The sequence below is a fragment of the Demequina sp. NBRC 110054 genome (assembly GCF_002090115.1).
Taxonomy (GTDB): domain Bacteria; phylum Actinomycetota; class Actinomycetes; order Actinomycetales; family Demequinaceae; genus Demequina.
Genome location: NZ_BBRK01000004.1, coordinates 304324 through 329666 on the forward strand (window position 1 = coordinate 304324; position 25343 = coordinate 329666).

Annotated in this window: 34 protein-coding genes; 1 reads left to right on the forward strand and 33 read right to left on the reverse strand. The window is 67.9% G+C overall.

Annotated features, from left to right (window positions below):
- Nucleotides 1-17: 17 nt before the first annotated feature.
- From rplR to rpsJ, 18 genes are all read right to left on the reverse strand, one after another.
- Nucleotides 18-389: a 50S ribosomal protein L18 gene (gene rplR / locus B7K23_RS01405; protein WP_084124478.1), complete on the reverse strand. Its 372-nt coding sequence runs from the start codon at nucleotides 387-389 to the stop codon at nucleotides 18-20.
- Between the two features lie 3 nt (nucleotides 390-392).
- Nucleotides 393-929, reverse strand: a complete 537-nt coding sequence (rplF, locus tag B7K23_RS01410; protein WP_084124480.1) for a 50S ribosomal protein L6 — start codon at nucleotides 927-929, stop codon at nucleotides 393-395.
- Between the two features lie 21 nt (nucleotides 930-950).
- On the reverse strand, nucleotides 951-1349 hold the full coding sequence (gene rpsH, locus B7K23_RS01415) for a 30S ribosomal protein S8 (RefSeq protein ID WP_084124482.1): 399 nt from the start codon (nucleotides 1347-1349) through the stop codon (nucleotides 951-953).
- Nucleotides 1350-1409: 60 nt separating this feature from the next.
- Nucleotides 1410-1595: a type Z 30S ribosomal protein S14 gene (locus B7K23_RS01420; RefSeq protein ID WP_062069937.1), complete on the reverse strand. Its 186-nt coding sequence runs from the start codon at nucleotides 1593-1595 to the stop codon at nucleotides 1410-1412.
- A gap of 2 nt (nucleotides 1596-1597) precedes the next feature.
- Entirely contained in the window at nucleotides 1598-2161 is a 564-nt protein-coding gene (gene rplE / locus B7K23_RS01425) for a 50S ribosomal protein L5 (RefSeq protein WP_084124485.1), read from the reverse strand.
- Nucleotides 2161-2499 carry a 50S ribosomal protein L24 gene (gene rplX / locus B7K23_RS01430; protein ID WP_084124487.1) on the reverse strand — a complete coding sequence of 113 codons (339 nt, stop codon included), beginning with the start codon at nucleotides 2497-2499 and terminating at the stop codon, nucleotides 2161-2163. The genes rplE and rplX overlap by 1 nt, the downstream gene beginning before the upstream one ends.
- Complete coding sequence (gene rplN / locus B7K23_RS01435; RefSeq protein WP_062200759.1) at nucleotides 2499-2873, reverse strand: 50S ribosomal protein L14; 375 nt, start codon at nucleotides 2871-2873, stop codon at nucleotides 2499-2501. The genes rplX and rplN overlap by 1 nt, the downstream gene beginning before the upstream one ends.
- A gap of 61 nt (nucleotides 2874-2934) precedes the next feature.
- Nucleotides 2935-3222 (reverse strand): 30S ribosomal protein S17, encoded by a 288-nt coding sequence (gene rpsQ, locus B7K23_RS01440; RefSeq protein WP_084124489.1) that lies wholly within the window; start codon nucleotides 3220-3222, stop codon nucleotides 2935-2937.
- A 17-nt stretch (nucleotides 3223-3239) separates the two neighbouring features.
- On the reverse strand, nucleotides 3240-3479 hold the full coding sequence (gene rpmC / locus B7K23_RS01445; RefSeq protein ID WP_062200757.1) for a 50S ribosomal protein L29: 240 nt from the start codon (nucleotides 3477-3479) through the stop codon (nucleotides 3240-3242).
- Nucleotides 3479-3898 (reverse strand): 50S ribosomal protein L16, encoded by a 420-nt coding sequence (rplP, locus tag B7K23_RS01450; protein WP_062200756.1) that lies wholly within the window; start codon nucleotides 3896-3898, stop codon nucleotides 3479-3481. Before rplP ends, rpmC begins: the two co-directional genes overlap by 1 nt.
- Nucleotides 3899-3900: 2 nt before the next feature.
- Entirely contained in the window at nucleotides 3901-4704 is an 804-nt protein-coding gene (rpsC, locus tag B7K23_RS01455; RefSeq protein WP_062200755.1) for a 30S ribosomal protein S3, read from the reverse strand.
- A 4-nt stretch (nucleotides 4705-4708) separates the two neighbouring features.
- A complete protein-coding gene (gene rplV / locus B7K23_RS01460; RefSeq protein WP_084124491.1) occupies nucleotides 4709-5077 on the reverse strand; it encodes a 50S ribosomal protein L22 in 369 nt (122 codons plus the stop codon).
- A gap of 30 nt (nucleotides 5078-5107) precedes the next feature.
- Complete coding sequence (gene rpsS, locus B7K23_RS01465; protein WP_062200753.1) at nucleotides 5108-5386, reverse strand: 30S ribosomal protein S19; 279 nt, start codon at nucleotides 5384-5386, stop codon at nucleotides 5108-5110.
- A 15-nt stretch (nucleotides 5387-5401) separates the two neighbouring features.
- Nucleotides 5402-6238, reverse strand: a complete 837-nt coding sequence (rplB, locus tag B7K23_RS01470) for a 50S ribosomal protein L2 (protein WP_062200752.1) — start codon at nucleotides 6236-6238, stop codon at nucleotides 5402-5404.
- A 21-nt stretch (nucleotides 6239-6259) separates the two neighbouring features.
- Nucleotides 6260-6565 (reverse strand): 50S ribosomal protein L23, encoded by a 306-nt coding sequence (gene rplW / locus B7K23_RS01475; RefSeq protein ID WP_084124493.1) that lies wholly within the window; start codon nucleotides 6563-6565, stop codon nucleotides 6260-6262.
- Between the two features lie 2 nt (nucleotides 6566-6567).
- Nucleotides 6568-7254, reverse strand: coding sequence for a 50S ribosomal protein L4 (gene rplD, locus B7K23_RS01480; protein ID WP_084124495.1), 687 nt, complete (start codon nucleotides 7252-7254; stop codon nucleotides 6568-6570).
- Between the two features lie 5 nt (nucleotides 7255-7259).
- Nucleotides 7260-7922, reverse strand: coding sequence for a 50S ribosomal protein L3 (gene rplC, locus B7K23_RS01485; RefSeq protein ID WP_084124497.1), 663 nt, complete (start codon nucleotides 7920-7922; stop codon nucleotides 7260-7262).
- Nucleotides 7923-7947: 25 nt separating this feature from the next.
- Nucleotides 7948-8256: a 30S ribosomal protein S10 gene (rpsJ, locus tag B7K23_RS01490; protein ID WP_062200749.1), complete on the reverse strand. Its 309-nt coding sequence runs from the start codon at nucleotides 8254-8256 to the stop codon at nucleotides 7948-7950.
- 289 nt (nucleotides 8257-8545) lie between these two features.
- Here rpsJ and B7K23_RS01495 point away from each other — a divergent pair, with 289 nt between their 5' ends.
- Nucleotides 8546-9103 carry a hypothetical protein gene (locus tag B7K23_RS01495; protein ID WP_084124499.1) on the forward strand — a complete coding sequence of 186 codons (558 nt, stop codon included), beginning with the start codon at nucleotides 8546-8548 and terminating at the stop codon, nucleotides 9101-9103.
- Between the two features lie 10 nt (nucleotides 9104-9113).
- Here the strand turns inward: B7K23_RS01495 and B7K23_RS01500 are convergent, their stop codons facing one another.
- From B7K23_RS01500 to B7K23_RS01570, 15 genes are all read right to left on the reverse strand, one after another.
- The gene (locus B7K23_RS01500; protein WP_084124501.1) at nucleotides 9114-10061 is read right to left on the reverse strand and encodes a hypothetical protein; all 948 of its coding nucleotides are present in this window, start codon (nucleotides 10059-10061) and stop codon (nucleotides 9114-9116) included.
- Nucleotides 10062-10169: 108 nt separating this feature from the next.
- On the reverse strand, nucleotides 10170-11360 hold the full coding sequence (tuf, locus tag B7K23_RS01505; RefSeq protein ID WP_084124503.1) for an elongation factor Tu: 1191 nt from the start codon (nucleotides 11358-11360) through the stop codon (nucleotides 10170-10172).
- A 122-nt stretch (nucleotides 11361-11482) separates the two neighbouring features.
- The gene (fusA, locus tag B7K23_RS01510) at nucleotides 11483-13597 is read right to left on the reverse strand and encodes an elongation factor G (protein ID WP_084124505.1); all 2115 of its coding nucleotides are present in this window, start codon (nucleotides 13595-13597) and stop codon (nucleotides 11483-11485) included.
- A gap of 42 nt (nucleotides 13598-13639) precedes the next feature.
- Nucleotides 13640-14110, reverse strand: a complete 471-nt coding sequence (rpsG, locus tag B7K23_RS01515; RefSeq protein WP_062200745.1) for a 30S ribosomal protein S7 — start codon at nucleotides 14108-14110, stop codon at nucleotides 13640-13642.
- Nucleotides 14110-14484, reverse strand: coding sequence for a 30S ribosomal protein S12 (gene rpsL, locus B7K23_RS01520; RefSeq protein ID WP_062200744.1), 375 nt, complete (start codon nucleotides 14482-14484; stop codon nucleotides 14110-14112). The genes rpsG and rpsL overlap by 1 nt, the downstream gene beginning before the upstream one ends.
- Nucleotides 14485-14816: 332 nt before the next feature.
- Nucleotides 14817-15896, reverse strand: a complete 1080-nt coding sequence (locus tag B7K23_RS01525; RefSeq protein ID WP_084124508.1) for an alkene reductase — start codon at nucleotides 15894-15896, stop codon at nucleotides 14817-14819.
- Between the two features lie 51 nt (nucleotides 15897-15947).
- Entirely contained in the window at nucleotides 15948-16757 is an 810-nt protein-coding gene (locus B7K23_RS01530) for an ABC transporter ATP-binding protein (RefSeq protein WP_084124509.1), read from the reverse strand.
- Nucleotides 16747-17604 (reverse strand): ABC transporter permease, encoded by an 858-nt coding sequence (locus B7K23_RS01535; RefSeq protein WP_234996358.1) that lies wholly within the window; start codon nucleotides 17602-17604, stop codon nucleotides 16747-16749. The genes B7K23_RS01530 and B7K23_RS01535 overlap by 11 nt, the downstream gene beginning before the upstream one ends.
- Complete coding sequence (locus B7K23_RS01540) at nucleotides 17601-18236, reverse strand: TenA family protein (protein WP_084124511.1); 636 nt, start codon at nucleotides 18234-18236, stop codon at nucleotides 17601-17603. Before B7K23_RS01540 ends, B7K23_RS01535 begins: the two co-directional genes overlap by 4 nt.
- Nucleotides 18237-18310: 74 nt before the next feature.
- Entirely contained in the window at nucleotides 18311-19372 is a 1062-nt protein-coding gene (locus tag B7K23_RS01545) for an ABC transporter substrate-binding protein (RefSeq protein ID WP_234996359.1), read from the reverse strand.
- 44 nt (nucleotides 19373-19416) lie between these two features.
- Nucleotides 19417-20736 (reverse strand): amidohydrolase family protein, encoded by a 1320-nt coding sequence (locus B7K23_RS01550; RefSeq protein ID WP_084124515.1) that lies wholly within the window; start codon nucleotides 20734-20736, stop codon nucleotides 19417-19419.
- 147 nt (nucleotides 20737-20883) lie between these two features.
- Nucleotides 20884-22263, reverse strand: a complete 1380-nt coding sequence (locus tag B7K23_RS01555) for a GMC family oxidoreductase (protein ID WP_084124517.1) — start codon at nucleotides 22261-22263, stop codon at nucleotides 20884-20886.
- The gene (locus tag B7K23_RS01560) at nucleotides 22260-23279 is read right to left on the reverse strand and encodes an amidohydrolase family protein (RefSeq protein ID WP_159451263.1); all 1020 of its coding nucleotides are present in this window, start codon (nucleotides 23277-23279) and stop codon (nucleotides 22260-22262) included. The genes B7K23_RS01555 and B7K23_RS01560 overlap by 4 nt, the downstream gene beginning before the upstream one ends.
- Before the next feature lie 28 nt (nucleotides 23280-23307).
- On the reverse strand, nucleotides 23308-23997 hold the full coding sequence (tenA, locus tag B7K23_RS01565; protein WP_084124521.1) for a thiaminase II: 690 nt from the start codon (nucleotides 23995-23997) through the stop codon (nucleotides 23308-23310).
- Complete coding sequence (locus tag B7K23_RS01570) at nucleotides 23994-25316, reverse strand: LLM class flavin-dependent oxidoreductase (protein WP_234996361.1); 1323 nt, start codon at nucleotides 25314-25316, stop codon at nucleotides 23994-23996. Before B7K23_RS01570 ends, tenA begins: the two co-directional genes overlap by 4 nt.
- Nucleotides 25317-25343: the final 27 nt, after the last annotated feature.

Consider the following 25343-nt stretch of genomic DNA (forward strand, 5'->3'; position numbering starts at 1 on the left):
TCCTAACCGGTCCGGCCCTAGAGGGCCAGGCCGCCCTCTCGGGCGCCGTCGGCCACCGCTGCGACGCGGCCGTGGTACTTGTTGCCGCCACGGTCGAACACGACAGCCTCGATGCCGGCAGCCTTGGCGCGCTCGGCCACGAGCTCGCCGACCTTCGACGCCTTGGCGGTCTTGTCGCCGTCCAGCTTGCGGACGTCGGCCTCCATGGTCGAGGCGGACGCGAGCGTCTTGCCGACGGTGTCGTCCACGACCTGCGCGAACATGTGACGCGACGAGCGGGTCACGACCAGGCGCGGACGCGCCGTGGTGCCCGAGATCTTCTTGCGCAGGCGGAAGTGACGACGCTTGCGCGCGATCGCCTTGCCCTTGCCCTGAACAGTGATACCCATGGCTTACTTACCCGTCTTTCCGGCCTTGCGACGGACCTGCTCGCCCGCGTAGCGCACACCCTTGCCCTTGTAGGGCTCCGGCTTGCGGATCTTGCGGATGTTCGCGGCGACCTCGCCGACCTGCTGCTTGCTGATGCCCGCGACCGAGAACTTGGTCGGGGACTCCACGGCGAACGTGATGCCCTCAGGCGGGTTCACGACGACGGGGTGCGAGAAGCCGAGGGCGAACTCGAGGTCCTTGCCCTTGAGCGCGACGCGGTAACCCGTGCCGACGATCTCGAGCTTCTTCTCGTAGCCCTCGGTCACGCCCTGAACCATGTTGGCGATGAGCGTGCGGGTCAGGCCGTGCAGCGACTTCGAGACACGCTCGTCGTCGGGACGGCTGACCTCGATGCCGTCAGCGCCCTGCGCGACGGTGATGGGTGCAGCGACGTTCAGGTCGAGCGTGCCCTTGGGGCCCTTGACCGTGACAGCGGCGCCGTCGATGGTGATGTCCACTCCGGCGGGAACCGGAACGGGGTACTTGCCGATACGCGACATAGCTTCAGCTCTCCTTTCCGGTTACCAGACGTAGGCGACGACCTCGCCGCCGACGCCCTTCTTCTCGGCCTCGCGGTCGGTCAGCAGACCGGAGGAGGTGGACAGGATCGCGACGCCGAGCCCGCCGAGGACCTTCGGCAGGTTGGTGGACTTCGCGTACACGCGGAGGCCCGGCTTCGAGATGCGGCGCACGCCGGCGAGTGCACGCTCGCGGCCGTTGCCGTACTTGAGGGTCAGGGTCAGCGTCTTGCCGACCTCGGCGTCCTCGACGGCGGAGCCGGCGATGTAGCCCTCGGCCTCGAGGATCTTGGCGATGTTCGCCTTGAGCTTCGAGTGCGGCATCGACACGGTGTCGTGGTACGCCGTGTTCGCGTTGCGCAGACGCGTCAGCATGTCTGCGATGGGGTCAGTCATAGTCATGAGTGAATCACTCTTCCTCGCCGTGGTTTCCGTGGTTTCCACGGACCTGCGACGTAGTAGTTACCAGCTGCTCTTGGTGATACCCGGCAGCTCGCCCGCGTGCGCCATCTCACGGAAGCACACGCGGCACAGGCCGAACTTGCGGTACACCGAGTGCGGACGACCGCACTTCTGGCACCGGGTGTAGGCGCGGACGGCGAACTTCTGCTTGCCGGCCGCCTTGTTCTTCAGCGCGGTCTTAGCCATGCTTACTTCTCCTTGAACGGGAAGCCCAGCTGCTTCAGCAGCGAGCGGCCCTCGGCGTCGGTCGACGCGGTGGTCACCACAGTGATGTCCATGCCGCGCACGCGGTCGATCTTGTCCTGGTCGATCTCGTGGAACATCGACTGCTCCGTGAGACCGAAGGTGTAGTTGCCGTTGCCGTCGAACTGCTTCGGGCTCAGGCCACGGAAGTCGCGGATACGGGGAAGCGCGATCGAGATGAGGCGGTCGAGGAACTCCCACATGCGGTCGCCGCGCAGCGTGACGTGCGCGCCGATCTCCTGGCCCTCACGCAGCTTGAACTGCGCGATGGACTTGCGGGCCTTGGTGACCTGCGGCTTCTGGCCGGTGATCGCGGTGAGATCCGCGATCGCGCCGGCGATGAGCTTCGAGTCCTTCGCGGCCTCGCCCACACCCATGTTCACGACGACCTTGGTGAGGCCGGGAACCTGGTTGATGTTCTCGTAGCCGAACTCCTCGCGGAGGGCCGCGATGATGTCACCGCGGTACTTCTCCTTGAGACGCGGCAGCGTGGTGGTCGACTCGGCCATCAGACGTCCTTCCCCGAACGCTTGGCGACGCGCACACGAACCTCACGCGTCACGCCGTCACGCTCGACCTCTTCCGTGCGGAAGCCCACACGAGTGCCCTGCTTGGTCTCCGGGTCCACGAGCATCACGTTCGAGATGTGGATCGGAGCCTCGACGGTCACGAGACCGCCCTGCTGGTTGTCGCGACGGGTGCCCGGCTTGATGTGCTTGGTGACACGCTGGACGCCCTCGACGACCACGCGGTCGGTCTCGGTGTGGACCTCGAGCACGCGGCCCTGCTGGCCACGGTCGCGTCCGGCGATGACGACCACGAGGTCGCCCTTCTTGATCTTCGCCATCAGATGACCTCCGGTGCCAGCGAGATGATCTTCATGAACTTCTTGTCGCGCAGCTCGCGACCGACGGGCCCGAAGATACGGGTACCGCGCGGGTCGGTGCTGTCGCTGCCCTTGAGGATCACTGCAGCGTTCTCATCGAACTTGATGTACGAGCCGTCCGGGCGACGGCGCTCCTTGGCGGTGCGCACGACGACCGCCTTCACGACGTCGCCCTTCTTGACGTTGCCGCCAGGGATCGCGTCCTTGACGGTGGCGACGATGACGTCGCCAATGCCGGCGTAGCGACGCTGGGAGCCACCGAGCACGCGGATGCAGAGGACTTCCTTCGCACCCGTGTTGTCGGCGACGCGCAGTCGCGACTCCTGCTGAATCATGTCTGTCTCCTGTCGTCTGGTTCTCGCGGCGATTCAGGCCACGAGCCTGGTCGAACCTTCGTTACTTGGCCTTCTCGACGATCTCGACCAGGCGCCACCGCTTGGAAGCGGACAGCGGACGGGTCTCCATCACGACGACGAGGTCGCCGACACCGGCGGTGTTGGCCTCGTCGTGGGCCTTGATCTTGCTGGTACGACGCATCACCTTGCCGTAGAGGGGGTGCTTGACGCGGTCCTCCACCTCGACGGTGATCGTCTTGTTCATCTTGTCCGACACCACGTAGCCGCGGCGCGTCTTGCGGTCGGCACGCTCAGCGGCAGTGGCCGTCGTCTCATTCTTGCTAGACATGGTCTTCTACCTTCGCCTTACTGCTTCGCCGTAGGGGCGGTGCGGATGCCGAGCTCGCGCTCGCGCAGGATGGTGTAGATGCGGGCGATGTCGCGCTTCACTGCCTTGAGGCGGCCGTGGTTCTCCAGCTGGCCGGTGGCCGACTGGAAACGCAGGTTGAAGAGCTCAGCCTTGGCCTTCTTGAGCTCCTCCACGAGGCGCTCGTCCTCCATGGCGTCCAGCTCGGCGGGCAGCAGGCCCTTGGTACCGATAGCCATCAGATGTCACCACCCTCACGGGAAACGAAACGGGTCTTCATCGGCAGCTTGTGCTGCGCACGACGCATGGCCTCACGGGCCAGCTCCTCCGGAACACCGGCGAGCTCGAACAGGACGCGGCCGGGCTTCACGTTGGAGACCCACCACTCGGGCGAGCCCTTACCGGAGCCCATGCGGACCTCGGCAGGCTTCTTGGTCAGCGGACGGTCGGGGTAGATGTTGATCCACACCTTTCCACCACGCTTGATGTGACGCGTCATCGCGATACGGGCCGCCTCGATCTGGCGGTTGGTGACGTAGGCGGGCTCGAGAGCCTGGATGCCGTAGTCGCCGAACGACACCTCGGTGCCGCCCGTCGCAGCGCCCGAGCGACCCGGGTGGTGCTGCTTGCGGTACTTGACTCGACGGGGAATAAGCATTCTTAGCCCTCCTTGCCAGCGTCGGCCGCGGGGGCCTCAGCGGCGGGTGCGTCGGCCTTCGGGGCGTCCGAACGAGGGGCCGAGTCGCGGCGCGGGCCGCGGCCACCGCGGTCACCACGACCGCGCTGGGGACGAGGGGCCTTGGCCTGCTCGGCCGCCCACTCCTTCTCGGTCATGTCGCCCTTGTAGATCCACACCTTGACGCCGATCTGGCCGAACGTGGTGCGGGCCTCGAAGAAGCCGTAGTCGATGTTGGCGCGGAGAGTGTGCAGCGGCACACGGCCCTCGCGGTAGAACTCCGAGCGCGACATCTCGGCGCCGCCGAGGCGGCCCGAGCACTGCACGCGGACGCCCTTGGCGCCGGCGCGGAGCGCCGACTGGATGCCCTTGCGCATGGCGCGACGGAACGAGACGCGGGACGCGAGCTGCTCGGCGATGCCCTGGGCGACGAGCTGAGCGTCGACCTCGGCGTTCTTCACCTCGAGGATGTTCAGCTGGACCTGCTTGCCGGTCAGCTTCTCGAGGTTGGCGCGCAGCTTGTCGGCCTCCGCACCGCGGCGGCCGATCACGATGCCCGGACGAGCGGTGTGGAGGTCCACGCGGACGCGGCCACCAGTGCGCTCGATCTCGACCTTGGACACACCCGCGCGCTCAAGGCCCTGAGACATGAGCTTGCGGATCTTGACGTCCTCGTTCACGTAGTCGCGGTAGCGCTCGCCCGGCTTGGTCGAGTCCGCGAACCAGCGCGACCGGTGGTCGGTGGTGATGCCCAGGCGGTAGCCGTGGGGGTTGACCTTCTGGCCCATAGGGTTACACCCCTTCCTTGACGGCGACCGGGGTCGCGACGGTGACGGTGATGTGGCACGAGCGCTTCAGGATGCGACCAGCGCGGCCCTGGGCACGCGGCTGGATGCGCTTCATCGTCGGACCCTCGTCCACCATGATCTCGGTGATCACGAGCTCGTTCTCATCGAACCGCTCGCCGGCCTGGTCGGCCTTGACTCGAGCGTTCGCGATCGCGGACTCGATCAGCTTGCGCACGTCGACGGCGACCGCCTGCGGCTGGAACTTCAGCGAGGCTGCTGCCTCGACGGCGTTCTGACCACGGACGAGGTTCACGACGCGGCGAGCCTTCTGGGCGGTCACGCGGAGGTACCGCGTCTGCGCCTTGGCTTCCATCTCTAACTCCTCTTACCTTGCTCAGGCGCCTTAGCGGCGGCCCTTGCGGTCGTCCTTGACGTGGCCCTTGAACGTGCGCGTCGGGGCGAACTCGCCCAGCTTGTGGCCGACCATCGACTCGGTGACGAACACCGGGACGTGCTTGCGGCCGTCGTGCACGGCAAAGGTGTGACCCAGGAAGTCCGGCGTGATGACGCTACGGCGCGACCAGGTCTTGATGACGTTCTTCGTACCCGCCTCGTTCTGGGCGTCCACCTTCTTGGCGAGGTGGTCGTCGACGAACGGGCCCTTCTTCAGGCTGCGAGGCATCTGTGCGACTCCTTCTTAGCGCTTCTTGCCCGTGCGACGACGGCGCACAATGAGCTTGTCGGATTCCTTGTTCGGCTTGCGGGTGCGGCCCTCAGGCTTACCCCAAGGCGAGACCGGGTGGCGACCACCGGAAGTCTTGCCCTCACCACCACCGTGGGGGTGGTCCACCGGGTTCATGACGACACCACGCACGGTCGGGCGCTTGCCCTTCCAGCGCATGCGGCCGGCCTTGCCCCAGTTGATGTTCGACTGCTCGGCGTTGCCGACCTCGCCGATCGTGGCGCGGCAGCGCGCGTCGACGTTGCGGATCTCACCGGACGGCATACGCAGCTGGGCGTAGGGACCGTCCTTGGCGACGAGCTGCACCGACGCACCGGCCGAGCGGGCGATCTTCGCGCCGCCACCGGGCTTGAGCTCGATGGCGTGGATGACCGTACCGGTCGGGATGTTGCGCAGCGGCAGGTTGTTGCCGGGCTTGATGTCGGCACCGGCGCCGGCCTCGATCGGGTCGCCCTGCTGCAGCTTGTTCGGCGCGATGATGTAGCGCTTCTCGCCGTCCGCGTAGTGCAGGAGCGCGATGCGCGCCGTGCGGTTGGGGTCGTACTCGATGTGCGCGACGGTCGCGGGCACGCCGTCCTTGTCGTGACGACGGAAGTCGATCACGCGGTAGGCGCGCTTGTGACCGCCACCCTGGTGACGGGTGGTGATGCGACCGGTGTTGTTGCGGCCGCCCTTCTTGTGAAGGGGGCGAACGAGCGACTTCTCGGGCTCCGAACGGGTCACCTCGACGAAGTCGGCGACGGACGAGCCACGGCGGCCCGGAGTCGTCGGCTTGTACTTGCGAATAGCCATAGGTCCTGTTCCTTGCCTTGCTTAGCCGACCCGGCCGCTGAAGATGTCGAGCGCCTCGCCGCCACCGACGGTGACGATCGCGCGCTTGACGTCCTTGCGCTTGCCGAGGCCGAAGCGCGTGCGACGCGCCTTGCCCTTGCGGTTGATGGTGTTCACCGAGGTGACCTTCACACCGAAGACCTGCTCGACGGCGATCTTGATCTCCGTCTTGTTGGCCGACGGTGCAACCTCGAACGTGTACTTGCCCTCGTCCATCAGGCCGTAGCTCTTCTCCGACACGATGGGACGGATCAGGATGTCACGGGGGTCCTTGTTGAGTGCGGTCATGCTTACTTCTCCTCCGCCTCGGACTCGGTGGCGACGGCCGTGACCGACTTGCCGGTCGGGGGACCGGCGAGGAACGCCTCGAGAGCACCCGAGGTGAACACCGTGTCGTCGTTCACGAGCACGTCGTACGTGTTGAGCTGGTCGACCGCGATGACGTGGACGTCGGCAGCGTTGCGCAGCGACTTCCAGGCGATGCTGTCGGTGCGCTCGAGGACCACGAGGGCCGAGCGACCGGCGGCCGCGGTGTTGATGGCCGCAAGCGCAGCCTTCGTCGAGGGGACGTCGCCCGAGACGATGGAGGCGAGCACGTGGACGCGGCCGGCGCGGGCGCGGTCCGAGAGCGCACCGCGGAGCGCGGCAGCCTTCATCTTCTTGGGGGTGCGCTGCGAGTAGTCGCGCGGCTGCGGGCCGTGGACGGTGCCACCACCGGCGAACTGCGGCGCACGGGTCGAACCCTGGCGGGCGCGGCCGGTGCCCTTCTGCTTGTAGGGCTTGCGGCCACCACCGCGGACCTCGCCGCGGGTCTTGGTGGCGTGCGTGCCCTGGCGGGCGGCGGCGCGCTGGGCGACGACGACCTGGTGGATCAGCGGGACGTTGGTGACGGCGTCGAAGATCTCGGCGGGAAGCTCGGCGGTGCCGGACTTCTTGCCCTTCGCGTCGACCACGTCGACAGTCAGCGTGTCAGCCATGTGGTTCACGCACCCTTCACGGCGGTGCGGATGAGCACCACGCCGCCCTTGTTGCCGGGCACGGCGCCCTTGAGGAGCACCAGGCCCTTCTCGGCGTCGACCGAGTGGATGGTCAGGTTCTGCACGGTCTTGCGCGCGTTGCCCATACGGCCGGCCATCTTGATGCCGCGGAAGACGCGGGCCGGGTAGGACGCGCCACCGATCGAGCCGGGCTTGCGGTGGTTGCGGTGAGCACCGTGCGAGGCGCCCACGCCCTTGAAGCCGTGGCGCTTCATGACACCAGCGGTGCCCTTGCCCTTCGTCGTGCCCGTGACGTCGACCTTCTGGCCGGCCTCGAACACCTCGACGGTGAGCTCCTGGCCGAGCTCGAACTCGGAGGCGTTGCCGGTGCGGACCTCGGCGACGTGGCGGCGCGGGGTCACGCCGGCCTTCTCGAAGTGGCCCTTGAGCGGGTCGGTCACGCGACGGGGGTCGACGGTGCCGAACGCGAGCTGCACGGCCTCGTAGCCGTCGGCGTCAGCGGTTCGCACCTGGGTCACGACGTTGGTGTCAGCCTGGACGACGGTGACGGGAACAACCCGGCCCTCGTCGTCCCACACCTGCGTCATGCCCAGCTTCGTACCAAGCAGCGCGGTGACATTGCGCTGGGCATTGGAAGTCGTAGTCATGATGGTGAAAGTCCTTAAGGAAGCGTTAGAGCTTGATCTCGATGTTCACGACCGCGGGGAGGTCGAGACGCATGAGCGAGTCGACTGCCTTGGGCGTGGGGTCCACGATGTCGATGAGGCGCTTGTGGGTGCGCATCTCGAAGTGCTCGCGGGAGTCCTTGTACTTGTGGGGCGAACGGATCACACAGAACACGTTCTTCTCGGTGGGCAGCGGGACGGGTCCCACCACCGACGCACCAGCGCGCGTGACCGTCTCGACGATCTTGCGAGCCGAAGAGTCGATGACCTCGTGGTCGTAGCTCTTCAGCCGGATGCGGATCTTCTGTCCCGCCATGGCGTGGTCTGCCTTTTCTCTCGTACAACTATGGTCTCTCCCCCGACCCCCGCGCTCGGGCGTGTCGCCCATTCAGGACGCACGTCCGACCGGCCGATTTCTCGGATGGTCGTGGGAAGCGTGTGGCTGCCCGCAATGGGCAACCTGAATAGTGTGCCAGATCGACGGCTCTCTCGCAACACGGAGACCGTTCTGGCAACCGACGTCAAGGGTATCGTGGACACGCACGGCGCGCACGCCGGAGGCCCGCCCTCGGGCGGCCCTCTCCGTCCGACTTCAAGGAGCCCGCATGACGACCACGACGCCCGCCGTCGCGCCCGGCCCCGCGCGGCCCTTCGACGTCCTGCGCGCGTGGAGCCGTCCCGTCGCAGCCCTCGTGGTCGTTGCCGTGCCGGCTGGCCTTCTGTGGTGGCTCCACCCCGCCGCGTCGCTCGTCGTCCTGGTCCCGGCGGCGTTCGTAGCCTGGCGCCTGCGGGGCTCAGGTCTCGAGCCGTGGCTCCCCCAGCCGGTCGACAGGTTCCCCGACTCCGTCACCGACCCGCGCAGGCGCGCCTACGCACGCGACCTGAGGTGGCGCTGGGAGCACGCCATGGTCGTGGGCGGGCTGGGCTCGTACGGCCCCGACGGCGCCTACAGCGGGCCCACGCTGACCGCGGTCTCGCAGCATGGGACCAGCGTCGTCGCACACGCCACGATGCTGCCCGGTCAGTCCGTGCGCGACGTGGACGCCTGCCACGCCGCGCTCGCGGCGGGCCTCGAGGCCGCCGAGACGAGCCTGCTGGGCGGCACCCAGGACACCTTCGCGCTGCTCATCACCGAGCGCGACGCCGGCGAGGGCTGGACCTGACGCGGAGCCGTCAGGGGCGCCCGCAGGCGTCCCACCAGCGCTGCAGCGCAGCCCTGTCGACCGTGCCGTCCCCGGGGAAGGCCTCGGCCAGCCCCACGGCCTCGAGCACGCGTGCCGCCGACGCGTGCTGCTCCGCCGAGATCCGCTTCATCCAGGCGCGCGGGTCCTTGCCCGCATGCGCGTTCGAGCTCTTCGCGTGCGTCATCTTCGAGGGCTTCTCAAGATCGGTGAGCGCGGCGGGAGCGATGCCGAACCGCTCGGCACCGGCGGCGAGCTCGGAGCGGTCCTCGAGCGCGACGTCGTAGGACACGAGCGCGGTCCTCTCGCCGCCGTAGGTGCGCGCCGCCGTGACGTTCTCGATCGCCCACCGCGTCACAAGGGCGGTGTCGTCGTCCGCCACGGCGAGCTCCCGCAGCGGCAGGTCGCCCAGGAGCCCGTCGACGAGCTCGGGCTGGGCCATCATGTAATCCATCCGCTCGGGCGACCAGCCGAGCACGCTCTGGCTGCTGAGCGTCGCAAGCGGATGCCTGATCACATGGACGATGCGCACGTCGGGATGGTGCGCGGCTACCCAGCCGGCCCACATGGGGAAGCGGATCTCCTTGATGAGGCGGCCGCGATACCGATGCAGGGGGTTGAGCGACGCCTCCTGGTCCGCCCACGGGTGCCGGTAGCGGCCCGTGAGCACGTCCTCGACGGCCTCCTGCGAGGGCAGCGTGAGCGCGTCGACGGGAACGTAGCGTCCGGGCCTGAGGTCGCTGAAGCGCGCATCCAGGTCGGGCCGGAAAGGCTCGAAGATCGGACGCAGCCGCCCGGCGCGCGCGTAGGCCTCCATGAGCCAGGTGGTGCCCGAGCGGCCGCTGCCGCTCAGGAGGAAGGCATGGGCGGTGTCGCGATGGGGATCCCACACGGAGACGGAGCGCGCAAGCCTCTCGGCGCGGGTCAGAACGGCAGCCACGCGCCCACGCTAACAGTCGCGCCGTCCCGAGGGTGCCCGGGCACGACGAAGGCCCCCGGCGGATGCCGGGGGCCTTCGTACGATGCGTAGGAACTACGCGAGCGTCAGTTACTTGACGATCTTGGTGACGGTGCCCGAACCCACGGTGCGGCCACCCTCGCGGATCGCGAAGCCCTGGCCCTCCTCGAGGGCGATGGGCTGGATCAGCTCGACCGACATGTCGGTGGTGTCACCGGGCATGACCATCTCGGTGCCCTCAGGCAGCGTGATGACGCCGGTCACGTCCGTCGTGCGGATGTAGAACTGCGGGCGGTAGTTCGTGTAGAACGGGTTGTGGCGGCCACCCTCGTCCTTGTTGAGGATGTAGCAGCGACCCTCGAAGTTGGTGTGCGGGGTGGTGGTGCCGGGGGTGACCACGACCTGGCCACGCTCGACGTCCTCGCGCTTCGTGCCGCGGAGCAGCAGACCACAGTTCTCGCCGGCCCACGCCTCGTCCATCGACTTGTGGAACATCTCGATGCCGGTGACGGTGGTCTTCTGCGGCTCACGGATACCGAGGATCTCGACCTCGGAGTTGATCTTGAGCTTGCCGCGCTCGACCTTACCGGTGACGACGGTGCCACGACCGGTGATCGTGAAGACGTCCTCGACGGGCATCAGGAACGCCTTGTCCATGTCGCGGACGGGCTCCGGCACGTTCTCGTCGACGGCCTCCATGAGGTCCTGGACCGACTTGACCCACTTCTCGTCGCCCTCGAGCGCCTTGAGCGCCGAGACCTGGATGACGGGAGCGTTGTCGCCGTCGAAGCCCTGCGAGGACAGGAGGTCGCGGACCTCGACCTCGACGAGCTCGAGGATCTCCTCGTCGTCGACCATGTCGGACTTGTTCAGCGCGACGAGCAGGTAGGGAACGCCGACCTGCTTGGCGAGCAGCACGTGCTCACGCGTCTGGGCCATCGGACCGTCGGTCGCGGCGACCACGAGGATCGCGCCGTCCATCTGGGCGGCACCGGTGATCATGTTCTTGATGTAGTCAGCGTGACCCGGGGCGTCGACGTGCGCGTAGTGGCGCTTCGCGGTCTCGTACTCGATGTGCGCGATGTTGATCGTGATACCGCGCTCGCGCTCCTCGGGAGCCTTGTCGATGTCCTCGAACGGGGTGAACGGGTTCAGGTCCGGGTACTGGTCGTGCAGGACCTTCGAGATCGCAGCGGTCAGCGTGGTCTTGCCGTGGTCGACGTGACCGATGGTACCGATGTTGACGTGCGGCTTGGTCCGCTCGAACTTGGCCTTAGCCATGAGGTGTTCCTCCTGATTGATGAGACTCGGGTAAGAATGCTAGTCCGAACGATGGCGCATCGCCATCGAGGGCGTCATCCCTACTGGTCGCTATTGTTTCTTATTCTTCCGACCGGTGGGGACTACTCGCCCCGGGTCTTGGCGATGATCTCGTCGGCCACAGCCTTCGGGACCTCTGCGTAGCTGTCGAACACCATCGAGTAGACGGCGCGTCCGGACGTCTTCGACCGAAGGTCGCCGACGTAGCCGAACATCTCCGACAGCGGCACAAGCGCGTCGACCAGCTTGACGCCGGACACGTCCGACATCTGGCGGATCTGACCGCGACGCGAGTTGATGTCGCCGATGACGTCGCCCATGTACTCCTCGGGCGTACGGACCTCGACGGCCATCATCGGCTCGAGCAGCACGGGCTTCGCCTGACGCGCGGCCTCCTTGAAGGCCATCGAGCCGGCGATCTTGAACGCCATCTCCGAGGAGTCGACGTCGTGGTAGGCACCGTCGAGCAGCGTGGCCTTGACGCCCACGACCGGGTAGCCGGCCTGGATGCCGAGCTCCATCGCGCTCTGCATACCCGCGTCGACCGACGGGATGTACTCGCGAGGCACGCGACCACCGGTCACGGCGTTCTCGAACTCGTACAGCACCTCGGAGTCCGCGGGGAGCGGCTCGAGGCGGATCTGCACCTTCGCGAACTGGCCGGAGCCACCGGTCTGCTTCTTGTGCGTGTAGTCGTACTTCTCGACCGTCTTGCGGATGGTCTCGCGGTACGCGACCTGCGGCTTGCCGACGTTCGCGTCGACCTTGAACTCGCGACGCATGCGGTCCACGAGGATGTCGAGGTGGAGCTCGCCCATGCCGCCGATGACGGTCTGGCCGGTCTCCTCGTCCAGGCGCACGCGGAAGGTCGGGTCCTCCTCGGCGAGCTTCTGGATCGCGATCGACAGCTTCTCCTGGTCGCCCTTGGTCTTGGGCTCGATCGCCACGTCGATGACGGGCTCGGGGAAGGTCATGGACTCGAGGACGACCTGGCTGTTCGGGTCGCACAGCGTGTCACCCGTGGTGGTGTCCTTGAGGCCGATCACCGCGTAGATGTGGCCGGCAGTGATCGACTCGACCGGGTTCTCCTTGTTGGCGTGCATCTGGAAGAGCTTCCCGATGCGCTCCTTCTTGCCCTTGGTCGAGTTGACGACCTGGGCGCCGGTCTCGAGGTGCCCCGAGTAGACGCGCACGTAGGTGAGGCGGCCGAAGAAGGGGTGCGAGACGACCTTGAACGCGAGGGCCGAGAACGGCTCGTCCGCGTCCGCGTGACGCTCGATCTCGATCTCCTCGTCCTTGGCGTCGTGACCCTTGATGGCGGGGACGTCGGCCGGACCCGGCAGGTAGTCGATGACCGCGTCGAGCATCGGCTGCACGCCGCGGTTCTTGAACGCGGATCCGCAGAGCACGGGGTACATCTCGGAGGCGACCGTGAGCTTGCGGATGCCCGCCTTGATCTCCGCGGTCGTCAGCTCCTCGCCGCCGAGGTACTTCTCGAGCAGGTCGTCGTCGGCCTCGGCGACGGACTCCACGAGGGCCGCGCGGTACTCCTCGGCCTTGTCCTTGAGGTCGGCGGGGATCTCGGTCGTCTCGTACTCGGCGCCCATGGTCACGTCACCCTTGGCGTCGCCGGGCCACACCTTGGCGTTCATCTCGACCAGGTCGACGATGCCGACGAAGTCGTTCTCGGCGCCGATCGGCAGCTGGATGACCAGCGGCTTGGCACCGAGGCGGTTCACGATGGTGTCGACCGTGAAGTAGAAGTCCGCGCCCAGCTTGTCCATCTTGTTGACGAAGCAGATGCGGGGGACGTCGTACTTGTCGGCCTGGCGCCACACGTTCTCCGACTGGGGCTCGACGCCCTCCTTGCCGTCGAACACGGCGACCGCGCCGTCGAGCACTCGCAGCGAACGCTCCACCTCGACCGTGAAGTCCACGTGACCGGGGGTGTCGATGATGTTGATCTGGTTGTTGTCCCAGAAGCAGGTCACCGCGGCGGAGGTGATGGTGATGCCGCGCTCCTGCTCCTGCTCCATCCAGTCCGTCGTCGACGCGCCGTCGTGGGTCTCACCGATCTTGTAGTTCACACCCGTGTAGAACAGGATGCGCTCGGTGGTGGTGGTCTTGCCGGCATCGATGTGGGCCATGATGCCGATGTTGCGGACCTTCGTGAGGTCCGTGAGCACGTCCTGTGCCACGAGTGGTTCTCCTTGGGGATTCCGTAGAGGGGTGAGCGACTACTACCAGCGGTAGTGCGCGAAGGCCTTGTTGGACTCGGCCATCTTGTGCATGTCCTCGCGGCGCTTCACCGCGGCGCCGAGGCCGTTCGAAGCGTCGAGGATCTCGTTCATGAGGCGCTCGGTCATGGTGTGCTCACGGCGCTGACGCGCGAAGTCCACCAGCCAGCGGAGCGCGAGGGTGGTCGCACGCACCGGACGGACGTCGACCGGCACCTGGTAGGTCGCACCACCGACGCGGCGCGAGCGGACCTCGAGCGCGGGGCGGATGTTGTCGAGCGCACGCTTGAGCACGACGACGGGGTCCTGGCCGGACTTCTCACGGACACCCTCGAGGGCGTCGTAGACGATGGCCTCGGCGACGGACTTCTTGCCGTCCAGCAGGATCTTGTTGATCAGCTGGGTGACGACGGTCGCGCCGTAGACGGGGTCGTTGATGATGGGGCGCTTCGGCGCCGGTCCCTTGCGAGGCACTACTTCTTCTCCTTCTTCGCGCCGTAACGGCTGCGGGCCTGCTGACGGCCCTTGACACCCTGGGTGTCGAGCGAGCCACGGACGATGCGGTAGCGGACACCGGGGAGGTCCTTCACACGACCACCGCGGACGAGGACGATCGAGTGCTCCTGCAGGTTGTGACCCTCGCCGGGGATGTACGCGGTGACCTCGATACCGGAGGACAGACGAACACGCGCGACCTTGCGCAGCGCCGAGTTCGGCTTCTTGGGGGTCGTGGTGTACACGCGGGTGCACACGCCACGACGCTGGGGGCTCGCCTTGAGAGCCGGGGTCTTGGTCTTGGAGGCCTTGGGGTGGCGACCCTTCCTGACCAGCTGCTGAATCGTAGGCACTACATCTCCGAACTTCGGTGAATCGAATGTGAAACTCTGCGGGCGGCGTCCGACCCCCGCGCCCGGGCGTGTCGAACCTGGTTGGTTGCGCCCGGAAGGGCGCGCGTGAGGGCCCGATGACGCGGGCACGAACGTCAACTGTACCTGCAGGCGCGGCCGTCGTCAAAAGTGAGGCGGCGAGGCGCGCGGGCACAGCAACCGCACGTAGAACCCTGACAATGCTACCCTGTCGCGCTCGCTCGTGGGAGGCGGCGCCTGAGGCCCACCCGGGCGCAACGCTCCGACGGGGTCGCAGGCCGGGACCGCGGCCCGTCGAGGGCCCGCTGCCAGCCTCACCGCGCAAGCACGGGATAGTCGGTGTAACCCGCCTCGCCACCGCCGTAGAACGTCGCGCGGTCCGGAGCGTTGAACGGTCCTCCCGCACGCAGCCGATCCGGCAGATCCGGGTTCGCGAGGAACAGCGAGGCGAAGGACACGAGATCCGCTCCCCCCGTCTCGACGAGCGCGAGGCCCGCGCGCGCGGCATCGTCGCCGGCGCCGAGCGCACGGTTCACGAGGAGCGTGCGCGGCCATGCCTCGCGGAGGGCGCGGGTGAGCTCGGGCCCCCCGGACTCGACCAGATGGAGCGCGGCGATGCCCGTGCGGGCGAGCTCCTCCGCGAGCGGCACGTAGGTCTCGGCGAGCGCGTCAGGGTCCTCGCGGCTCCCGCTCGAGCGCCCGCCTCCCGGCGAGAGACGCATGCTCACGCGCTCCGGCCCGATCTCCGCGGCGACCGCCTCGGCCACCCCCACCGCGAAGCGGAGGCGTCCCTCGACGCCGCTCCCCCAGCCGTCCGTACGACGGTTGGCGGTCGGATCCAGGAATTGATGGATGAGGTAGCCGTTCGCGCCATGGAGCTCTACTGCGTCGAAGCCCGCGTCGACCGCGCGCCTGGCGGCGGCCGCGAAATCGTCGAACGTCGCGGCGATCCCGGCCTCGTCGAGCGCGCGGGGCTCGATCATGTCCTTCATGCCGGTCGGGGTGAAGACCTTCCCCTCGGCCCTGACCGCCGAGGGCGCGACGGGCACGGCGCCGTCGGCATGGAGGCTCGGGTGGGAGACGCGGCCCGCATGCATGAGCTGGGCAGCGATGAGACCGCCCCGCGCGTGCACCGCGTCCGTGACCTGGCGCCACGACTCCCGCTGGGCGTCGGAGTGCAGCCCTGGCGTCCACGGATAGCCCTGGCCGATCGCGGACGGCTGCACGCCCTCCGTGATGATGAGCCCCGCATCCGCACGCTGCGCGTAGTACTCGGCCATGAGCGCCGTGGCCGTGCCGCCGTCGCCCGCGCGACAGCGGGTCATCGGCGCCATGACGATGCGGTTGGAGAGCGGCAGTCCCGCGAGGTCGTAGGGCGCGAAGGGATCGGTCATTCTCGAGGATCCTTCCCCGCGGCGGGGCCGCCCGGCCCCGCCGCCGAGGGGCTAGAGCAGGGTGCCCTGGAGCTCGAGCGCCTTGCGTGACTCCTCGTGGAGCGTCTCGATGAGCTGCTCCTCGATCGCCGCGAACTCGGGCGACGTGATGACGGAGAGCTCCCGAGGACGGGGCAGGTCGATCTCGACGTTGAGGCGCACGCTCGTGGGCCTCGCGCTGAGGACGATGACCCGGTCGGCCAGGTAGATCGCCTCGCGGATGTCGTGGGTGATCATCACCGCGGTCCACTCGTGCTTCGCCCACACGCCCTGGAGCCAGTTCTGCATCTCGATGCGCGTGAGCGAGTCGAGGGCGCCGAACGGCTCGTCGAGCAGCAGGATGTCGCGTCCCTGGACGACGGTGCGCAGCAGCGCGGCGCGCTGCCGCATGCCGCCCGACAGCTCGAACGGGTGCGAGTCCTCGAAGCCGGAGAGCCCGAACGTCGGGAACAGCTCGCGGGCCCTCTTGCGGGCCTCGAGCTTCCACATGCCCTGGACCTCGAGCCCGAGCGCACAGTTCTCGGCGATGGTGCGCCACGGGAACAGCAGGTCCTTCTGGGGCATGTAGGCGACGTTCTCGCGAACGCCGATCGCGTCCTTGCCATCGACCTTGAGCTCTCCGGAGGTCGGCTCCTCAAGCCCGGCCATGATGTTGAACATCGTGGACTTGCCGCAGCCCGAGGGGCCGATCACGGCGACGAACTCGCCCTTGTTGACCTCGAACGAGACGCCGTCGACCACCTTGCGCTCGCCGCCGGGGACGGAGAACTGCTTGTGGAGGTCGATCAGCTCGATCTTGGGGGACTTGGACTCAGTGGCCACGGCGGGCCCTCCTCTCCTTGGAGGCCCACGGGATGACGAGCCGCTCGACCAGGAAGGTGGACAGGTACAGGGTGATGCTGACGACCGCGGTCACGGCGACCGCCGCGAGCACCAGGTCGGTGCGGAAGGCGTTCTTCTGCATGGACATGTAGATGCCGAGGCCGCTCTGCGCGCCCACGTACTCCGAGAAGATCGCTCCGGTCACGGCGTAGACGATCGAGATGCGCAACGCTGTGAAGAAGGACGGCAGGGCGGAGGGGAGTCGCGCGTAGCGGAACAGCTTCCACCTTCCCGCGCCCATCGAGCTGAGCAGCGCGCCGGCCTCGCGGTCCGTCTTCGCGAAGCCCTCGATGAGGCCCACTGTCACCGGGAAGAAGGTCACGAGCGCGACGACGATGACCTTGGGCAGCAGACCGAAGCCGAACCAGATGATCATGAGCGGCGCGATCGCGATGATCGGGATGGTCTGCGACGCGACGAGCAGCGGCATGATGCCTCGTCGCAGCCACGGCGAGAAGTCCACCGCGACCGCGATCGCCCACGCGACGACAAGGGCTGCGGAGAAGCCGACGAACGTGACCTGAAGAGTCGCCCAGGCGTGGCCGGAGATGACGTCGGCCTGATCGAGGCCGGAGGACACGATTCGCGACGGCGACGGGAGGATCTGCGGTCGGATGTCGAGCACCGCGGTCAGGGCCTCCCAGAGCGCGATCACACCGACGGCGATCAGCACCGGAGGGACGATGGTGCCGACCCAGGCCGGCGGCCGTCGCCTCGGACGACCTTCCTGCGTCAGGGTCTGGTGCGACGGCGAGGTGCTGTCCTCGGCAGTGGCAGCGGTCATCATGCAGCCTCCAAGCTGGCGGGCCTCTGGTTCCAGAACTCGATCTCGTGTGCGAGACCGCGTGCGAGCACGGCCTCGGCCCGCTCGGCGTCGATGTCGGATCGATCGATCATGGTGCAGTGGCGCGTGATCATGTCCATGTAGTCGCCGCTCGAGTAGACGCCGACCCACTCGGCGTACGCGCTGTCGGGATCGTTCACCTCCACGAGAGAGAGGGCGACGGTGTAGCCGTAGAGGCAGGGCAGCATCGCCACGAGGGTGGCGGCCCGGTCCTCGGCGAGAGAGTCGTAGAAGTCGAGATAGGCCTGCGTCTCGGGAGACGGCTCGGCGGTCGCGAACTCGCATCCGAAGGGACCCGAGTTCTCGATGTGGCGGTCGAGCTCGACCGCGAAGATCCCGTGGGCGAGACGCACCGAGTGCTCCAGGTCGGCATCGGGTCCCGACGCCGCGAGACGGGCGAACAGGCGCGCGTAGTAGCGCAGGTACAGATAGTCCTGCTCGAGGTAGTGGCGGAACACCGCGGGGTCGAGCGTCCCGTCGGCCACCCCGGTCAGGAGCGGCAGCGAGGGCCAACGAGAGGCCTCCTCGGTGACTCGCTCCATGAGCTGTGCGGAGAGAGTGTCCGTGGGCGTCATGCGGATTCTCCTGCGTGATCGTGGGTGCGGGGCCCGCTGCGTGAGCAGCGGGCCCCGCACCGTCGCGGTGATGGTCAGTCGATCAGGTCGGTCGTGTAGAACGACGTCCAGTCGGGCTCCTCGGTGAGGACGTTGCCGTCCGCGTCGGCGAGCAGTCCGGCGTCGTAGTAGAAGGAGCCGAGGTCGGCCCACATCTCCTCGGTCTGGGTTCCGACCGCGCCGCTGTCGTCGAGCAGGTAGTCGGCCGACAGCATCTCCTGGCTAAGCGTCACGAGCTCCTCCTCGGTGAGGACGTCGGGGTTCTCGTCCATGAGGATCTGCGCAGCCTCGTCGGGGTTGGCCGCCGCGTACTCGTAGCCCTCCTGGAGTGCCTGGACGAAGGCCGCGGCCGCGTCGGGGTTCTCCTCGATCCAGGACTCGTTGCCGATCACGATGACGTTGTACTGGTCCGGGAAGCCGTAGTCGGTCGCGTAGAAGTACTTCATCGGCTCGCCGCGCAGCTCCGCCTCGATGCCCTCCCAGGCGACGAACGGGACGGTGAAGTCGACGTCGCCCGAGTAGAGGGCCTCGTACGCGCTCGTACCGAGCACCACGGACTCGAACTCACCGGTGCCACCCGCGCCCTGGATGATGGCCTGCATCGTCGGCTCCTCGTCCACGGCGCCGAAGCCGCCGTAGGTGAGGCCGTCGAGGTCGGCGGGGCTCTGGATGTCGTCGTTGTCGGCGCGGACGCCGATCGCGGTGGACGTGTGCTGGAGCACGGACATGACGGAGACGATGCCGGCGCCTGCGGACTTCGAGAAGAGCATCGACGACTCGAACGAGATGCCGAAGTCCGCCGTGCCCGCGTCGACCAGGGTGTCTGGCGAGCTGGAGTTGTACGGGAGGACCTCGACATCGAGTCCTGCGTCCTCGAAGTAGCCCTCGGCGAGAGCGACATACAGGCCGGTGTGGTTGGTGTTGGGCGTCCAGTCGAGCGCGAAGCTGACGGCGGTCGGCTCCGTCGTCTCGGTGCTTGCGGAGGAGTCGGTCGAGGCGTCGGTCTCGGAGGCGTCGGTGGACGAGCAGCCGGCGAGGACGAGCAGCGAGCTCGCGGCGAGACCGACCGTCGCGTAGGTGCGGCGGGGATGCATCATGAGGGACATACCTTTCTAGGGGAGTGGAGCGCTGGCGGGCTGGGCTAGTGCTCGCGCCGGACCACCGTCATGCGGTCGATGGTGCGGCGGAAGGCTGCGTTGGCCTCGTGGACCACGCGGCCCTCGTCGACGGTGAGGAGCTGACGCCCACGCATCAGCACCTTCCCGTCCACGATGGTGGTGTCGACGGCGGACCCGTTGGCGGCGAAGACCAGGTGGCTCATCGGGTGGGTCGCACTGTCGCGGAGCATCGGGGTGAACTCGACGCTGTTGGTGTCAAGAAGGATGATGTCGGCCTTGGCGCCGACCTCGAGGCTGCCGGCGTTGACGCCGAGCGCCTTCGCGCCGTTGTTGGTGGCCATGCGGAGCACCTGCTCGGCCTGCATGAGCGAGGAGTCGATGCGGTTGGCACGGTGCATGAGGGAGGCGTACTTGAGCACCTCGAACATGTCGCCGCTGTTGTTGCACTCCACTGCGTCGTGGCCCAGGCCGACGTTGATGCCGGCGGCGAGGTACTCGGGCACGCGGGCGATGCCGTTGCCGAGCTTCGCGTTCGAGCTGGGGTTGTGCGAGATGTGGGTGCCCGTCTCGGCCATCATGCGGATCTCGTCGTCGCTCAGGTGCACGCAGTGCGCGGCCACCAGATCCGGCCCCAGGAGCCCGGCCTCATAGGCCATCTCCGTGGGACGCTTGCCGAAGCGCTGGATGCTGTTCTCGACCTCCGAGAGCGACTCGTTGAGGTGCGCGTGGATGCCGATGCCGAGCTCGTCCGCGAGGCCGCGCATGTCGCGCAGCAGCTCGGGCGAGGCGAGCGGCAGCCACTCGAGACCGAAGCGGACCTGGATGCGGTCGTTCGCACGGCCGTGGTCGCGGTGGAAGGCGTCGACGTTGTCCTGGAGCGTGTCGAGGTCGAACTCGTCGTCGGCGACGTCGTTGGACAGGATCGCGCGGATGCCGATCTCGTCGGCAGCGTCCGCGAGCGCGTCGAGCCTGCGGTACATGTCGTTGACGGTCGTGACGCCGTTCTTGATCGCCTCGGTGTAGGAGGCCTGCGCGGCCCAGTAGGCGGCTTCATGGTCGAGCGCGCGGATCATGGGGTACCAGCACTCGTCCAGGTACTCCCAGAGCGGCATGTGGTCGTTGTAGCCCTTGCCGAGCGCGGTGTGGAAGTGCAGGTCGATGAGCCCCGGCATCACGATCATGTCGGTCGCGTCGATGCTGGTCTCCCCGATCGCCGGGGCGACGTCGCCCGCGACGATCTCCACGATCCTGTCGTCCTCGAGCACCACGGTGCCCTGCTCGTGATAGGTGCCGGCCGCGTCGAGCGTCAGCACCATGCCGTTGCGGATGAGTGTCCTGGCCATGAGGGGATGTCCTCTCTTCTACCGGCGACGATGAACCGTATAGAAAATTTGAGATCTTATATTTCAGAAACCCTAGAGGTGTCGACAGGTGCCGACAAGGGCTGTCGCGAGATGTTTACAAGCCGTAACGTGGGCGAAACGCGGCCCTCAGATACCGAGGTCCTCGCGCACGATCCCGCCGCCGATCCAGCCGATCGCCATGGTGACGAGGTTGGGCCCGCCGTCCGGGATGCGAGGCATCACCGAGGCGTCGATGATCTTCAGCCCCTCGACGCCGATCACATTGAGGCGGCGGTCGACGGTGCGCCCGATGCCGCACGACGCGACCGGGTGGTTGTACGTCTCGACGCGCTCGCGCAGGGCGGCCTTGAGGTCGCCCTGCTTCCACCAGGCGTCCGCGGGAACGGTCACGATCCCCGTCTCGGCCATCGCGTCGATGATGCCGGCGGTGCGCTCGACGGCGATCGCCATCCGATCAAGGTCGGACTCGTCCTTGAGGTGAGCGAGGCTGATCCGGGTCGCCCCCGCATCGTCCCTGTACACGCGCCCCCTGCTCTCGGGCTGCATGAGCGCGACCGAGACGGAGTAGCTGTTCTTGGGCGCGGTGCGGTCGTAGAGCCACGTCGAGAACGGGAAGACCTGGAACTCGTCCGACGGCTCGTCGGCGACGCCCGCGCGCAGCAGCGAGCCGCTCACGGGTCGCGCCATGACGTCGTCCTCGTCGCGCGCGATCACGTTCATCATCACCCAGGGGTGGTCCTGGAGGCCCTCGCCGATCTCGGGAGCCTCGATGCCCGAGCGCCACAGCACCTCGGGGCTGCCATAGGCTCCGGCAGAGAGGATCACGAGGTCGGCGGGGATGATCTCCTCTCCCCCGTTCACCTCGACGCCCACGGCGCGACCGCCCTCCACGACGATGCGGTCGACCATGGTCGACGGACGCAGGGTCACGCGGTCGCGGACGAGCGGCGCGACCGCCGCGAGCGCGCCCCAGCGACCTCCGTCCACGCGGTTGGTCGGCCACGGGCCGTAGCCCTGCGTGCCGGGAGCGTTGTGATCCGGGCACTCGGGGTGACCCGCCGCCTTGGAGGCCTCGTAGAAGGCGAGATCGAGGGGCCCCGGCTCGAGGCGGGTGATCCTGATCGGCCCAGCATCACCGTGGTACGGCTCGGCCCCGAACTGCTCGTCGGTCTCGAGCGCGCGCATCGCCGGCTGGAGGTCGCCCCACTGCCAGCCCTCACCCCAGGCCTCGTAGCCCGCGGGCTGACCGCGCGAGCCCGCGGCCGCGTTGACGCTCGACCCGCCGCCGAGGACGCGGCCGCGCACCAGGTGATGGCCCGAGTCCTCGTTCGTGTAGTCCCAGTCATGCTCGGGGAACGCGTGCTCGTGAAGGAACTCGTGCGGGACGGGGTCGCCGGGGTCCACGCCCGCCTCGAGGATCGTGACGTCCGCGACGTCGGCGAGCCGATGCGCCGACAGCAGGCCGCCGTTGCCTCCTCCGATGATGACGATGCGGGGCGTGGTCATGCGTCCTCCTTCAGGCCCACGAGGCGCGCGAAGTTGTCGCCCATGACGCCGTCGATCTTGTGCTGGGGAATCTCGGGAAGGCCGAGCGGAGCAGCCTCCTCGTTGACCGTGAGCAGCTTCTCGCGAAGCACCACGGGGTCGTACAGGAAGCCGGGGAAGTCCGTGCCGAACATGATCTTCTCGAGCGGCACGAAGAACGGCTCGGCGCGGTGCAGGAACTGGAACAGGTCCCTTCGCGTCACCGTGGCGATGTGATAGCTGATCTCGGTGTAGAAGTTCGGGTGCTTCGTGAGCATGAACATCGCCTCGTCGATCCACGGGATGCCGCAGTGCGCGAGGATCACCTTGAGATCGCGGAACTCGCGGCCGACGTCGTCGAGCATCGCGGGACGCGCGTACTCGAGCTTCGCGTCGATACGCGTCGACCCCGCCTGGTGGACCATGACCGGGATCCCGAGGTCGCGCGCGGCCTCGAACACCGGGAACGCGATCTCACGGTCCGCGGGAGACCAGTGCTGATACATCGGGTAGAGCTTGACCCCCTTGAGCCCGAGGGTCTCGACCGCGTAGCCGAGCTCCTCGACGGCGGCCTTGGGCCCGCGCAGCTTGGGGTTGACCGACGCGAAGCCGATCAGCTTGCCGGGCTGCATCGCGACGCAGCCGGCGATGTACTCGTTGCATCGCTCGGGCGACGGGTCGCCCCCGAGGCCGGTGACGTCGAACACGTCGACCGTGCCCATCAGGCGGCCGTCCAGGTACTGAGGGCTCACCGCGAGGATCACGGACTTGTCGAAGCCCGGATGAGCGGCGACGATCTCGTCGGGCCCGACGACGCCGAAGCCGTCCTTGCCGTCGGCCGCCTCGATCTCCTCCCACTCCCCCGTCGTCGGCATGCGGTGCGTCGGGAGCTTGTCCTGCGCCCGGTAGATGCACAGCGACCCCTCGCGGCCGTACCCGAGCGTGAACTCGGCGTCGGTGCCCATCGAGAGGATGTGGTTGTGCGCGTCGATCTGCATGGGTCTCGTCGTGCCCTTCCCCGCCGGCTCAGCCGGCGACGTCGTCCCAGTGCTGCATGGCGAGCCCCTGGCCCCAGAAGCTCTTCTCGAGCCGGCACCCCATGAGGAAGATGTCGGCGAGGCGGGCGCGGCCCGCATCGTCCTGCTCCGCGAGCTCCGCGTCGAACGCGGCGCGCTGCCTGTCCACCACGGCCCGATAGTCGGCGGAGGCGAAGAAGCCGAGCCACTCGGTGTACACCGGGTGGTCGGCGGCGTCGCGCACGAGCCCCTCGGCGATGTCGCCGTAGCTCCACGCGCACGGCAGGATGGCCGCCGCGATGTCGAGGGTCGACCCCGTGGCGGCGATCGACAGGAGCCACGAGGTGTACGCGACGGTGGCCGGGGCCTTGACGTCCTCGCCCGGGGTCGGCTCGGGCGCGATCGCGGAGATCGCCTCGAGCAGACGGCGGTTCTGAGGGATCTCGGTCGACACGATGTTGACGAGCGACTCGGTGTGCTCGCCGAGCCCGGCGCCGTCAGCGCTCCGTGCCGCCGCGAAGGCGATCACGCGCGCGTACTCCGGGAGGTAGAGGAGGTTCTGCGCCACGTAGAAGCGGAAGCTCTCCTCGGGCAGCGTCGCCGCCGCGAGGCGGACGGGGAACTCATGCGTGAGCAGCGCATCCCAGGCCGGGCCGGCGTGCTCGCGCAGGGCCGCGGAAGACTCGAGCGCCACGCTCATGCGCCCCTCTGTGCCAGGTGGCCGCGCAGCGTCGTCCCGTCGTAGTCGGTGCGGAACAGGCCGCGCGCCTGGAGCTCGGGAACCACGCGATCGACGAAGTCCTCGATGCCCTCGGGCATGGTCGAGGCGTTGACGTTGAAGCCGTCGGCCGCCTCGTTCGTGAACCACTCCTCAAGCTGGTCCGCGACCCGCGCGGCCGTGCCCACCGCGGTGAAGTGGCCTCCGCCCGCGGAGATCTTGGAGAGCATCTCCCCGACAGTGACGAGCTCGCCGTCCGCGCCTCGCGAGAGCGTCTGCATCATGACGTAGCGGCCCTTCGGCCCCTCGAACTCCTCGATCGGAGGCAGCGCGGGCATGGCGTCGTCGCGAGAGAGGCCCGAGACGTCCATGCCGATGTAGGAGCCGAGCGTGTCGAGCTGCTTCGAGAGCTCCTTGAGCGAGTCGAGGTAGGCCTTCTTGTCCTGCGCCTCTGCCTCCGTGTCGCCGACGACCGTGACGACGCCGGGCAGCACCGCGATCGCGTCAGCGTCACGGCCGTGGCCCACGGTCCGACGCTTGATGTCGCGGTAGTACTCCTGCGCGTCGTCGAGCGTCGACCCGATTCCGTAGATGACCTCGGCGTACCGGGCGGCGAGATCGCGGCCCGCGGGAGAGGCGCCGGCCTGCACGAGTACCGGGCGGCCCTGCGCGGACTCGGGCACGGACAGCGTACCCCTGACCTTGTAGAAGTCGCCCTCGTGGTCGACGGGACGGAACTCCGACTCGTCGAAGAACATGCCCGCCTCCTTGTCCATCACGACGGCGTCGCGCGGATAGGAGTCCCACAGGCCGAACAGCACCTCGGCGAACTCCTTGGCTCGCGCGTAGCGCTTCTCCGGGTCAGGCAGCGCATCCATGCCGTGGAGCAGCGCCTCGGGATCGCTCTGCGAGGTCACGAGGTTCATCCCCACGCGGCCGCCGGAGATGAGGTTCGCGCTCGCGACGAGGCGCGCGGCGTTGGCGGGGTCGTTGAGCGTGCTCGAGACAGTGCCGATGAAGCCGATCCGGTCGGTCTTCGCGGCCATGTACGAGATGAGCGACATGGGCTCGAACACGGACCCCATGGAGATGTCGGCCCTGCCCCACATCGGCATCTGGGTGTCGGCGAGGAAGACCGCGTCGAACAGGCCGCGCTCGCACACCTTCGCGAGGTTCACGAAGTACTCGGGGTCGAAGGCGTCCTTCCTGTCGGTGGACGGGCGGCGCCAGGCCGACGGGTGGTGGCCGTACATCCTCATGAAGAGGTTGAGGTGCATCAGGCGGGGGTGTGAGTCGGTCACGGGGATGTCCTTCTCGTGGGGGATCTC